Origin of the sequence: Janthinobacterium sp. LS2A, from assembly GCF_036543145.1 — a bacterium.
GTDB lineage: Bacteria > Pseudomonadota > Gammaproteobacteria > Burkholderiales > Burkholderiaceae_D > Janthinobacterium > Janthinobacterium aestuarii.
Window position 1 is genome coordinate 770,536 of sequence record NZ_JAZHPB010000001.1, and the last position, 12,239, is coordinate 782,774.

The 12,239-nt window shown below is 63.1% G+C and carries 12 protein-coding genes; 3 read left to right on the plus strand and 9 right to left on the minus strand.

Translation table 11 applies throughout. The features are described from left to right. The first annotated feature begins 21 nt into the window (after positions 1–21). Both V3C40_RS03575 and V3C40_RS03580 read left to right on the plus strand, forming a co-directional pair. Positions 22–822 carry an AraC family transcriptional regulator gene (locus tag V3C40_RS03575; protein WP_331776537.1) on the plus strand — a complete coding sequence of 267 codons (801 nt, stop codon included), beginning with the start codon at positions 22–24 and terminating at the stop codon, positions 820–822. A gap of 68 nt (positions 823–890) precedes the next feature. Then, the gene (locus tag V3C40_RS03580; protein WP_331776538.1) at positions 891–1,316 is read left to right on the plus strand and encodes a GNAT family N-acetyltransferase; all 426 of its coding nucleotides are present in this window, start codon (positions 891–893) and stop codon (positions 1,314–1,316) included. Between the two features lie 108 nt (positions 1,317–1,424). Here V3C40_RS03580 and V3C40_RS03585 read toward each other — a convergent pair whose 3' ends face one another. From V3C40_RS03585 to ygfZ, 9 genes are all read right to left on the minus strand, one after another. Further along, positions 1,425–2,435 carry an ABC transporter permease subunit gene (locus tag V3C40_RS03585; protein WP_034756126.1) on the minus strand — a complete coding sequence of 337 codons (1,011 nt, stop codon included), beginning with the start codon at positions 2,433–2,435 and terminating at the stop codon, positions 1,425–1,427. Positions 2,436–2,595: 160 nt separating this feature from the next. After that, positions 2,596–4,095: a sugar ABC transporter ATP-binding protein gene (locus V3C40_RS03590; RefSeq protein WP_070302480.1), complete on the minus strand. Its 1,500-nt coding sequence runs from the start codon at positions 4,093–4,095 to the stop codon at positions 2,596–2,598. A gap of 82 nt (positions 4,096–4,177) precedes the next feature. Further along, on the minus strand, positions 4,178–5,113 hold the full coding sequence (locus tag V3C40_RS03595; RefSeq protein ID WP_161781521.1) for an ABC transporter substrate-binding protein: 936 nt from the start codon (positions 5,111–5,113) through the stop codon (positions 4,178–4,180). Between the two features lie 66 nt (positions 5,114–5,179). Further along, entirely contained in the window at positions 5,180–6,130 is a 951-nt protein-coding gene (gene tal / locus V3C40_RS03600; protein ID WP_331776539.1) for a transaldolase, read from the minus strand. Positions 6,131–6,132: 2 nt separating this feature from the next. Then, on the minus strand, positions 6,133–7,617 hold the full coding sequence (gene xylB / locus V3C40_RS03605; RefSeq protein WP_442907227.1) for a xylulokinase: 1,485 nt from the start codon (positions 7,615–7,617) through the stop codon (positions 6,133–6,135). A 31-nt stretch (positions 7,618–7,648) separates the two neighbouring features. Beyond that, the gene (locus V3C40_RS03610) at positions 7,649–8,656 is read right to left on the minus strand and encodes a LacI family DNA-binding transcriptional regulator (RefSeq protein WP_072453547.1); all 1,008 of its coding nucleotides are present in this window, start codon (positions 8,654–8,656) and stop codon (positions 7,649–7,651) included. A 273-nt stretch (positions 8,657–8,929) separates the two neighbouring features. Next, a complete protein-coding gene (locus V3C40_RS03615; RefSeq protein WP_034756140.1) occupies positions 8,930–9,667 on the minus strand; it encodes an NRDE family protein in 738 nt (245 codons plus the stop codon). Then, positions 9,658–9,948 carry a DUF4936 family protein gene (locus V3C40_RS03620; protein ID WP_070302473.1) on the minus strand — a complete coding sequence of 97 codons (291 nt, stop codon included), beginning with the start codon at positions 9,946–9,948 and terminating at the stop codon, positions 9,658–9,660. Before V3C40_RS03620 ends, V3C40_RS03615 begins: the two co-directional genes overlap by 10 nt. A gap of 7 nt (positions 9,949–9,955) precedes the next feature. Beyond that, positions 9,956–11,062, minus strand: a complete 1,107-nt coding sequence (gene ygfZ, locus V3C40_RS03625) for a CAF17-like 4Fe-4S cluster assembly/insertion protein YgfZ (protein WP_331776541.1) — start codon at positions 11,060–11,062, stop codon at positions 9,956–9,958. Positions 11,063–11,238: 176 nt separating this feature from the next. Between ygfZ and mltG the strand changes: the two genes are divergently transcribed. Further along, complete coding sequence (mltG, locus tag V3C40_RS03630; protein WP_034756592.1) at positions 11,239–12,225, plus strand: endolytic transglycosylase MltG; 987 nt, start codon at positions 11,239–11,241, stop codon at positions 12,223–12,225. The last annotated feature ends 14 nt before the right edge of the window (positions 12,226–12,239 follow it).

The window sequence follows — 12,239 nt, forward strand, 5'->3', positions numbered from 1 at the left end:
CTGACCCTTGAAAGGTGCCCGATGCCTGTTTTCAGCGACGATTCGTCCAGCGACTGGGAAGATCCCGACTGCGTGCCAAGGCCGGTGGTCACGCTTGGCGCCGTTGGCCGCGAGATGGATAGCCGCAAGGAGAGGGATTTTCATCACCATCGAAAAGGCCAATTCCTGCTCTGGATGCGCGGTGTGCTCACCTGCGAGGTGGACGGCGGCTTCTGGCTGGTGCCTCCAGGAAGCGCCATTTGGGTCCCCGGCGGCACACAACATCGAATGGATGGGGCCGGCACGGTCGATTGTTATGTCGTGTATGTCGACCCTGCGGTGGACGACGCCTTGCCGCGGGAATGCTGCACCTTGTCGACCACGCCGCTGCTGCGTGAATTGGTGATCCGTTCAGCGGCATTGCCGATGCGCTATGAAGAGGGCGGCATGGCGTCACGACTGATGACACTGCTTCTCGACGAAATGGCGCTGGCGCAGCCCGGCCAGGTTCATCTTCCCCTGACGACAGACAAGCGGTTACGCAAACTGGTCGAGTGGATCATGGCCCGTCCGTCCGATCCAGGCAACATCGAATCGTGGGCGCAGCGGATAGGCATCAGTGCGCGCACGCTGTCACGCCTGGTGTCCCGGGAAACCGGCATGAGTTTCGGACGCTGGCGCAGGCAACTGCATATCCTGCTCGCCTTGCAATGGATGGCCAGGGGCGCCACGGTCCAGCATGTCGCAGAGGGCCTGGGCTACGAGAACGCAAGCAATTTTGTCGTCATGTTTCGCAAGGTACTCGGAGAAACGCCTGGACGTTACCTGAAATCGAACGCTTGAGCCGCACGGCCTGCCAAGGCGTGGCAGGCCGTGCGACAATGGCGGCCTGATTTTTTCTACCGTACACCATGACCAAGCACACCATCCGCCTCGGCGACTGGGCCACCCTGGGCCCTGACGCTACCGCCATCCGTTTTGAAGTCTTCGTCGATGAACAGAAAGTGCCGGCCGAGATCGAACTCGACGACATGGACGCCGTCTGCCTGCATGCCGTTGCCTATGACGATGCCGGCAATGCCATCGGCACGGGCCGGCTATTGCCAGACGGCCACATCGGCCGCATGGCCGTGCGCCAGCCGGGCCGCGGCACGGGCGTGGGCGGCGCCATTTTGACCTTGCTGATGGACAAAGCCCGCGAGCGCGGCGATGCAGCGGTGGTCTTGAATGCGCAAACCGTGGCCGCGCCATTCTATGCGCGCCACGGTTTCGTGCAGCAGGGGGAACAATTTGAAGAGGCGGGGATTGCGCATGTGGAGATGCGGCTGGAGTTCTAGGGTGTTGTCGGATTACGGCCTGCGGCCTAATCCGACCTATGCCGACCTGTTACGTCAATGGTAGGTCGGGTTAGCGCAAAGCGCGTAACCCGACGCACCACGTCACAATCAGTTCTGCGCGTGCGACTGGCGCCATTTGTCGAGGATCACGGCCAGCACGATCACGACACCTTTGGCCACATACTGCCAGAACGACGACAGACCCAAAATCGTCAAGCCATTGTTCATCACTCCGATGATCAGGGCGCCGATGACGGTGCCCCAGACGGAGCCCACGCCGCCCATCAGGCTCGTGCCGCCGAGCACGACGGCCGCAATCGCGTCGAGTTCATAACCGGTACCCCAGTTGCCGTTGGCCGCATACAGACGGCTGGCCGACATGGCGCCGCCCAGGCCGGCGAACAGGCCGCTGATCGTGTAGACAAACATCAGGACGAGGCCGACCTTGATGCCGGTCAAACGTGCCGCTTGGATATTGCCGCCGACGGCGTAGATATGCAGGCCCAGTGTCGTTTTGCGCAGGATGAACCAGGTCAGCAGCACCACGGCCGCGGCCAGCCAGATCAGCCAGGGCACGGCCAGGAAGCTGCCGTTGCCCATCCATTCGAAGCTAGGGATTTCCGTGTTCAGCACGCTGGTGCCGTCGGCCAGCAGGTAGGCGGCGCCGCGCAGGGCTGTCATGGTGCCCAAAGTTACGACGAAGGGGTTCAGGCCGACGAGAGCGACCAGCACGCCGTTCAGCGCGCCCAGCAGCAGGCCGACGATGAGGAAGGTGGGGATCGAAAAGCCGGCGAACTGGGCCGACAGCGACATCAGCATGCCTGCCACGGCCGAGACGGCCAGCACGGAACCGACGGACAGATCGATGCCGCTGGTCAGAATGACGAAAGTCATGCCGGATGCCAGCACGATGTTGATCGACACCTGGCGGAAGATGTTCATGGTGTTATTGCTGGTCATGAACGTCGACGTGCCGTCGGCAGAGAAATACACGGTCAGGCCATACATGGCCAGGTACAGCACCACCAGCACGGGCAGCATGCCCAGGCGGCGCATCAGGTTCGAGGCATTGAAGGGTTCGCCGGCGCGCGCGGCGCCGCTGGTGGTACTCGTTGTCATGGTTTATCTCCTGAATGATTATGCTAATACTATTCTTGGAACGCCTAACAAAACCGTAGCGAGCGGAAGCGAGTTGTGGTTGAGAAGCGGAACTGTGCGAATGCACAGTGAGCATCGGAAACCGCGACCCGCGACGCGCAGTAGGTTTTGTTGTGCGTTCTTATGCCGCTTCCAGATGGGTGGCATAAGCAAGGATGTTTTCCTGCGTGATATCGTCGCCCGTGACTTCGCCCGTCATGCGTCCTTCGCACATCACCATCACGCGGTCGCAGATGCCGACCAGCTCGGCCAGTTCGCTGGAAATGCACAGCACGGCCGTGCCCGCGTCCGCCAGCTGGTGGATGATCTTGTAGATTTCGCTCTTCGCGCCCACGTCCACGCCGCGCGTCGGTTCGTCGAGGATCAGCACTTTCGGGGCGATGGCCAGCCAGCGCGCCAGCAAGACTTTTTGCTGGTTGCCGCCGGACAGGCCGCCGACGATGCCGTCCGGTCCCGACACTTTCACGTTGAGGTTGGCAATCGCCTCGCGCGTCAGCTGGGTCAGGGCGCCACGGTTGACGACGCCCGCCGTCGCATGCTTGGACAGGATATTCATCGACATGTTTTCCATGGCCGACAATTGCATGAACAGGCCCAGGCTCTTGCGGTCCTCGGGCAGGTAGCCGATGCCGTGGCGGATGGCTGCCAGCGGCCGGTGGATGTGCACTTCCTGGCCATCGAGCCATACTTGCCCCGTTTGTTTCTTGTCCGCGCCAAAGATCAGGCGCGCCAGTTCCGTGCGGCCCGCGCCGACGAGGCCGGCAAGACCCGTCACTTCGCCCGCATGCAGGGTGAACGAGGCAGGCTTGACCTTGCCGCCGCCCACGTTTTCCACGCGCAAGCGTTCGGCGCCGCGCGTGGTGCGCCGCTGGTGCGAATAAAAGTCGTCGGCGGGGCGGCCCACCATCATTTGCACGACTTTCTTTTGATCGAGTTCATCCTTGCCCAGCTCGCCCACATAGGCGCCGTCGCGCAGCACCGTGATGCGGCGCGCCAGGCGCTCCACCTCGGCCATGCGGTGGCTGATGTACAGCACGGCCAGGCCCTTGTCGCGCTGCTCTTCGATGATGCGGAATAATTGTTCTGTTTCCCGGTCGGACAGGGCGGCAGTAGGCTCGTCCATGATCAGGATGCGGCTTTCGTGTACGAGGGCGCGGGCGATTTCCACCTGCTGCTGCTCGGCGATCGACAGCGTCGAGACCATGGTGTCGGCATCGAAACGGGAACCGAGGTCGGCCAGGATGGCGTTCGTGCGCGCGCGCATTTCGCCGGCCTTGACGGTAAAGAACGGTCCCTTCGGCTCGCTGCCCATGAAGACGTTCTGCGCCACCGTCATGTTCTTGGCCACGCTCAGTTCCTGGTAGATCAGGTTGATGCCCAGCGCGCGTGCCTCGCCCGGGTTGCGGATGCGGATCGGCTTGCCGTCGAGAATGATCTCGCCCGCGTCCGGCGTGTACACGCCCGATAAAATCTTCATCAAGGTGCTCTTACCGGCGCCATTTTCGCCCATCACGGCATGGATTTCGCCGCTGCGCACCGTCAGGTGCACGCCGCGCAGCGCGCGCGTGGCGCCAAAGCGCTTCTCGATGCCGCGCATTTCAAAAATAATATTGTCGCTCATGACTGTCCTTCCTTGCTTTTGAAACTGTTGCCCGCCCTTGGCCCGGGGCCGGGCGGGCAACACGTGGTTCAGGTCAGGCAGATCAGTTCTTTACCCAGCCCGTGTAGGTGGCGACGTTTTCCTTGGTGATGGCCGGGGTCGGCAACAGCACCATCGTTTGTTTCGGCGTGCGGCCGTTCATGATGTCGTAGCCCATTTGCACGGCGTCGGTGGCCATGCGGTACGGGTTTTGCGCCGAAGTGGCGGCAAACAGGCCAGCCTTGTTTTTCAGGGCGTTCTGGCCATCGGGCGCGCCATCGACGGCCGTGATCAGTTTGACGTCCGTGCGCTTCGCTTGCTTGATCGCCAGTTCGGCGCCGATGCCGGTAGGATCGTTGATGGCGAACACGCCGTCGATCTTCGGATAGGCCGTCAGCAGGTTCGACATCACGGTCATGCCGCCGTCGCGGCTGCCGCCCGCGTTCTGGTTGTCGGACAGGATCTTGATATCCTTGAACGCGGCCAGGGTTTTTTTGCAGCCGTTGACGCGGTCGATCACGGACGTGACCGGCGGGCCGTTGAGGATCACGACATTGCCCTTGCCGCCGATCTGCTTGGCCAGGTAGGCGCACGACACGTCGCCAGCCATGGTGTTGTCGGACATCACGGTGGCCGACGCGCCCACGGCACCCACGTCGACGGCGATCACGACCACGCCCGCATTGCGCGCTTTCTTGATGGCCGGGGCGATGCCCTTGGAATCGACGGCGTTCAGGATGATGATGTCGGTCTTGTTGGCAATAAAGTTTTCAATCTGGTCCACCTGGGTGTTCAGGTCATACTTGCTGGACACCGTGGTGACTTTCACGCCAGGGCCGCCCAGCTTTTTCGCGCTTTCTTCCGCGCCGCGGCCGATGGCGACAAAAAACGGGTTGGCCAGGTCGCCCACGCTCACGCCGATGGATTTCAGCGGTTTGTCAGCGGCGAAAGCGCCACAGGCGGCGGACAGCAACAGGGAGGCGGTAATGACTTTTTTCATGAGGATCTCCAAGGGTTTTTATTGTCAAAAGCAAACGGTGCTACGGGTAAAAAACTGCGTGCAAACTTATTGATTGCGTAATTTCTCGATCATGGCGTCCAGCTTGCCCGCGTCGACGGCAAAGCCGCGGATGCCTTCAGCCAGCTTTTCGGTCGCCATCGCGTCGTCGTTCAAGGCGTAGCGGAAAGCCGCCTCGTCATACGTGACGGCAGGCTGTGCCGCGCCCAGGTCGGCACCCAGGGCGCGCTCGAATGGCACGTCGGATGCTTCGAGTTTCGCCAGCAGGTCGGGGCTGATGGTCAGCAAGTCGCAGCCGGACAGGGCCGTGATCTGCCCCACGTTGCGGAAGCTGGCGCCCATCACTTGCGTGGCGATGCCATGTTGTTTGTAGTAATTGAAGATGCGCGTGACCGACTGTACACCCGGATCGTTGGACAGGCTGCGCGCCGCTTCGTCCCATGCCGCGCCCATCGATTTCTTGTGCCAGTCGTAGATGCGGCCCACGAATGGCGAAATCAGGCGCACTTTCGCGTCGGCGCAGGCGATGGCCTGGCAAAACGCGAACAGCAGGGTCAGATTGCAAAAGATGCCGTCTTTTTCCAGCTCGCGCGCCGCCTGGATGCCTTCCCAGGTGGCGGCGACCTTGATCAGCACGCGCTCGCGGCTGATGCCAGCCGCTTCATACAGGGCGATCAGGCGGCGCCCGCGGGCCACGGTGGCGTCGCGGTCAAAGCTCAAACGGGCATCGACTTCCGTCGATACGCGGCCCGGCACCACTTTCAGGATTTCCAGGCCGAAGCGCACCAGCACCTGGTCGACGATATCGTCGAGCGATGCATGTTTGTGGGCAGCGACCGTGCTTTCCAGCAAAGGCGCGTAATCGGGCTGCAGCACGGCTTTTAAAATCAGCGACGGGTTGGTGGTCGCGTCCTGCGGCGCGAAGCGCGCCAGTTGCAGGAAGTCGCCCGTGTCGGCGACGACGGTGCTGTACTGTTTTAGTTGTTGCAGCTGATTCATTACTATTCCTTATCACTGAGTTGGTGCAAGGCTTGCACGGCGGGAAACAGGCTACGGTAGCGGCCGTAACGGATGCTCAAGGCTGCGCTATGCGCGGCATCGGGCAGGAAAGTGTTTTTGATGGGCAAGCTGGTGGCCAGCAACTGGCGCTGGCCAATGGCGGCAAAGCCCAGCTTGGCCGCGCCCAGGCTGGCCGACAGTTCGCTGTTGTGCAGGGTGCGCATCTCGCGGCCCAGCACATTTGCCAGCAACTGCGCCCAGTACTGGCTGCGTGCGCCGCCGCCCACCAGCATGCAGTGGGGAACGACGGCGCCCGTCGACGTGACGGCCGCCATGGCGTCGCGCAAGGCAAAGGCCACGCCTTCGAGCACGGCATAGCCAAGCTGCGCCGGCGTGCTGTCATGGCCCAGTTGCAAGAAAGCGCCGCGCACTTGCGGGTCGTTGTGCGGCGTGCGCTCGCCCGACAGATACGGCAGGAACAGGGGCGCGGACGGCGCGATGGCGCTGTCCAGCGGCAGGGCGCTTTCCACGAGGGCCAGCAGGGCTGCCTCGTCGGGCTGGCCCAGCACGCCGGTCGCCCAGCGCAGGCAGCTGGCGCCCGACAGGATCGCGCCCATCGCATACCAGCGGCCGGGCAGGGCGTGGCAAAAGCTGTGCACGCCGCCGGCCGGGTTGCCCAAAGGCGCTTCGGTGACGGAAACGATGGCGGCGCTGGTGCCCAGCGAAATGAAACTGTCGCCGCCATTGACGGCGCCAATGCCTACGGCCGAGACGGGGTTGTCGCCGCCGCCGGCTGCCACCACCACGTCCGATGGCAAACCGAGCTTGTCTGCGACGGCGGCCAGCACGGTACCCGTGGCGGCATCGCCTTCGGCCAAGGCCGGCATCTGTTCCGGCGCCAGGCCGCAGGCGGCCAGCATGGGGGCGAACCAGGCACGCTTGGCCTCGTCCAGCCACAGGGTGCCGGCCGCGTCGGACATGTCGGTGACCTTGTTACCCGTCAATTGCAGGCGCAGATAATCCTTGGGCGACAGCAGGCAGGCGATGGCATTGAAAGCGTCAGGCTCGTGCGTTTGCAGCCACAGCAGTTTCGGCGCCGTCAGGCCTGCCATGGGCAGGCTGCCCGTCACGTCCGCATAGGCGGGATAGTCGCGCGCCAGGGCAGCCGCTTCGGCTTCGGCACGCGCATCGTTCCACAGGATGGCCGGGCGGATCACAGCATCGTTGGCATCGAGCAGCACGGCGCCATGCATCTGGCCCGACAGGCCGATGCAGGCGATGCGCGCGTATTCCTGCGGCCAGCCGGCGCGCAGCTGGCCCAGCGCGTTGACGCAGGCGGCCCACCAGTCTTGCGGCGCTTGTTCGGACCAGCCCGGCTGCGGGCGGTTGGTATCGATGCGCACGGAAGCCTGGCCGCATACCGTGCCCATGCTGTCCATCAGCACAGTTTTCAGTTCGGAGGTACCGAGATCGATACCGAGGGAAATCGCTGGATGCATGTTGATCTACTGTAAAAGGTCAGGGGCAGCCGCAGGAATTGCGCACGCGCAGGGTCGGCGACAAGCGCTGCACGTGCCGGGCGCGGCCCGGATTGGCGATGCGGTCAATCAAGAGGTCGACGGCCATGGCGCCCAGCTCTTCGAGCGGCTGCGCCATCACCGTCAGGCGGGGGCTGAAATAATCGGCCCAGTCGAAATCATCGAAGCCTGCCAGGGACACGTCTTGCGGTACCGCAATGTGCGCGTCGCGCAAGGCGTGCATGGTGCCGATGGTCATCAGGTTATTGCCGGCAACGATGGCTGTGGGACGCTGTCCGGCGGGCAGGGCCAGCAATTCGCGCGTGGCCGCGCCGCTGCGCTCGAGGTTGGAGTCGCCCGAGCGCAGCAGCGCTGGATCGAAAACGATATTGGCGCGCTGCAAGGCCAGGCGGTAGCCGTCGATACGCTCGTCCGTCGTGGACAAGCCCGGCGCGCCCGCGATGAAGCCGATGCGGCGGTGGCCGTGGACGGTGATCAGGTGGCCGACCAGTTCGGCCGTCGCCTCGATATTTTCCACGCCCACCTGGTCGAACGGCTGCGCCGACATGCGGTCGACCAGCACGGAAGCGATCTTGTTGCTGGTCAAATAGTCGAGCGTGCGGTGGTGCGTGTCGCCCGACGGCGCCAGCACGATGCCGTCGACCCGGCGCTGGTGCAAGTTCTGCACCACTTTGAGTTCCTGCTCGGGATCGTCATGCGTATCGGAAAACAGCATCATCAAGCCGTGGCGCGTGCAGGCCGCCTCGATGGCGCGTACGGTTTCGCTGAAGTAATGATTGGTGAAGGCGGAAATGGCCACGCCGATGGTGCCAGAAGAGGAACCGGCGAGGGCGCGCGCCAGCATGTTCGGCACATAGCCGATCTGCTGCATGGCCGCGTTGACGGCGGCGACGGTTTTCGGGCTGACCTTGCGGGTGCCGTTCAGTACGTGCGAGACGGTCGACAGCGATACGTCCGCCGCCCGCGCTACATCTTCCATGGTGGCCATGGTGTCTCCTGATGGTTTTATTATTATTGTGTGCTGCGATTGAGTACGGCTGTGTCGCCGCGTTTGAATCTATCGTAAACAAAAGAAAGCGCTTGCGCAAGCGCTTTCTTTTTTGTGCGTGCGGATGGATAGAGGTTTTTTGATGCGAGTCGGGAAGCGGGCGTAGGTCGGATTAGCGCGCCGCAGGGGCGCGTAATCCGACGTTGGGGACGGCGGTGATGCCGGTTGAGTGTGGTGGTGTTGTCGGGTTACGCGCTTGCGCGCTAACCCGACCTACTGAATCACCAGCTCATGCAGTTCGCCGGGAGAGTCCGGGAACAGTTTCACGACGGTGGACGTGCGCGTGCCGTAGCCAGGCGTTTCGATGCAGACGGCGGACAGCACGCGCTCGAGGTCGAGCGGAACGCCCGTGTCCGGCAAGCGGAAGTCGGGCGCGCGCGTGGTGTCGGCAAGCATGTCGAAATACGCTTCGTCGGGCGCGCCCTGGCACAGCAGGCTGGCGAACTGGGCCTTGGTCTTCAGGACCTTCGGCCACGGCGCGTCGAGCAGGGCGTTCGACAGGCCGTAGATGCCCGGTTCCAAAGGCTGGCCATTGCGCGCATCGCCATCGCCCCGGTTGGAAAACCAGATCAGGGTATCGGCGTCACCGAGCACCAGATTGAAACCGTTGTAGGCACCGCTGCCGGGGCGGATTTGCGCGATGTAGTCTTGCGGCGACATGTTGCCGGCCAAATAGTCGGCCACGAGGGCGCCGCGCGAGGGGGCGTCCGGGTTGCGGTCTTGCGGGCTGCGGATATTCGTGATGGCGGCAAAGCGCGAGCTGCCGCCGCCGGCCTGGGTGATGCCCATCCAGCTGCCGCCCGCCTGCAGGTCGCGGCCCGCATACACTTGCGGGTGTTCGGGCCAGGCGCCGGCGGGGGCGCTGGCGCGTTCATAGAATTCGTCGCGGTTGGCGGCGGCAATCAGCGGGATGTGCGGATTGACTTTCCAGGCAAAAACGATCAGGCACATGGAGGTAAATCCATGAACACTTCCGTATGGCGCGCGCCAGCCGTCAGGGACAGCAAGCCCGCTTCGTCGGATGCGCCGGCCAGCAGCTCCGTAAAACCTTCACCGACGACAGGGTAGATCTCCATCCACGTCTGCAAGCCATCCTTGGCTTCCGGACGGCGCTTCAGCTGCGGCGCCACGCCGGACGCGGCCGCCAGTTTCGCCTGCATGGCGCGGACCCGGGCTTCCAGCGCCTGGGCGTGCTCTTCTTTTACCTGATAGTAAACGTACAGATCTTTCATGGCATTCTCACAAGTCGAGTGCGTCGAGCACGTAAGGCATGGGCAGGAATTGCACGGCAACGCCCTGGGCCGAGCCGTAGCGCACGGCGCCGGCGGCGCTTGAACCTTCTTCGATCGCCCCCAGCTTCATTTCAACGAGGGCGTCGATGCCGCCCACGCCGTTCGGCGCCGCGTTGACGACCATGCCGCACGGTTGCTCGGGGTCGCTGACGGCGAACAGTTCGCCGCCGGCCACTACCGAGGGATCGGCGATGCTGACGAGGGTGGTACGGCGCTTGAGCTTGCCCAGGTACTGGCTGCGCGCGACGATTTCCTGGCCCGGGTAGCAGCCTTTCTTGAAATTGACGCCGCCCAGCAGCTCGAAGTTGACCATCTGCGGCACGAACTGCTCTTGCGTGGCGGCCGTGATCTGCGGGATGCCCGCATGGATATCGGACAATTGCCAGGCGTCATTGCCGCCCTTGGCGAGAGTTTCGGCCAGCTGCTGCCACACGTCCTGCGCCGTGGCGGCCGACGTCAGCCATTCATAGCGGGCGCTGCCGAACGCATCGGCCACGCGCAGCAGGGTGCCCAGTGCATGCTCGACCTTGCTGAACGGCGTGGCGGGCAGCGCCGGGAACCAGGCGGACAGGGCCGCGCTGGCCCTTTGGCCGCCCAGGCCCAGGACGACTTGATTGGCATCATCGGCGGACGCATCGTGCAGCTTGGCCTTGGCGCGCAGCACGAACATCTGCAGCCGCTTCTGGATGGCCGGCTGTATGGCGCGCGGCAATTGCAGATAAATGGTGGTGGCGTTGCGCCACATCAGGAAACTGGCCAGCAGGCGGCCTTTCGGCGTGCAGTAGCCGGCCAGGCGCACTTGCTCCTGGTTCAGGTGTTCCACGTCGTTGGTCAGCTGGCCGTGCAGGAAACTGGCTGCATCGTCGCCGTTCAAGCCGATCAAGCCCTGGTCCGTGATGGCTGCGACAAAACCTTCTTGCAGCTGGGCCACTGTCAGGGACTGGCCGAAATCGGCGACAGGGGAGTTTGCGGTGCCGTCAGGCGCGCCATCGGCGGCAACGGGGCGGGCGCCTTGAGCGGTTAAAAATTGATTCCAGTTATTCATAATTTCCATTAGATCAGCGATTAAGCATTATCATTACGGGTTCATTATAGTGATGTCGCGCAAATTGCGTCGGCAGCGGCAAGATTGCCAGTGTTGGCGCCGCTTTGCGCGCACTTGCTTCACAAATGAACGATCATAACAAGCGCGCGGTGCCTGCCAGCGGGCGCATCACAAGAATCGGAACAATGGCTTTCTTTAAAAAACTTGTAGTCAGTTCAGTCATCGCCGCCATCGGCGTCGGCGGTACTTTTGTGTATTGGGCGCAGCAGCCCATCACCACGGACGGCGAAGCGATCCCGTTTACGATCAGCCCGGGCAGCGGCGCGCATGCGGCCGGCCAGCAGATCGCGGACGCGGGCGTGCCCATCGTGCCCATCCTGTTCAACATGCTGGCGCGCATCGAAGGCAAGACCTCGAAGATCAAGGCCGGTTCCTACGAATTGAAACCGGGCACCACGCCGCAGCGTCTGATCACGCAGCTGGCACGCGGCGAGTTCGCGCAAGAGTCGCTGACCATCATCGAAGGCTGGACGTTCAAGCAGATGCGCCTGGCGATGGCGAATCACCCGGGACTCAAGCACGATACCGTGGGCCTGTCCGACAAGGAACTGATGGCGAAGATCAGCCCTGAATATGTGCTGCCGGAAGGTCTGTTCTTCCCGGACACGTATCTGTTCGCCAAGGGCGCCAGCGAAATGCAGATTTTCAGGCAGGCGCACACGGCCATGATCGGCCGCCTGTCCGAAGCGTGGGACAAGCGCGATCCGGCCTTGCCATATAAAAACCCGTACGAAGCGCTGATCATGGCTTCCATCGTGGAAAAGGAAACGGGACAAAAGTCCGAGCGCGCCATGATCGCCGGCGTGTTCGTCAACCGCCTGAAGACGGGCATGCTGCTGCAGACGGACCCGACCGTGATCTATGGCATGGGCGACAATTACCAGGGCAAGATCCGCAAACGCGACCTGGAAGCTGACACCCCGTACAATACCTACACGCGCGGCGGCTTGCCGCCCACGCCGATCGCCCTGGCCGGTGCGCAATCGCTGACGGCGGCGCTGGCGCCGGCCCGCACGCAGGCGCTGTATTTCGTCGCCCGCGGCGACGGCACCAGCCAGTTCTCGGCCAACTTGCCCGACCATAACCGCGCCGTGAACCAGTATCAGCGTTAATATCATCACAAGAT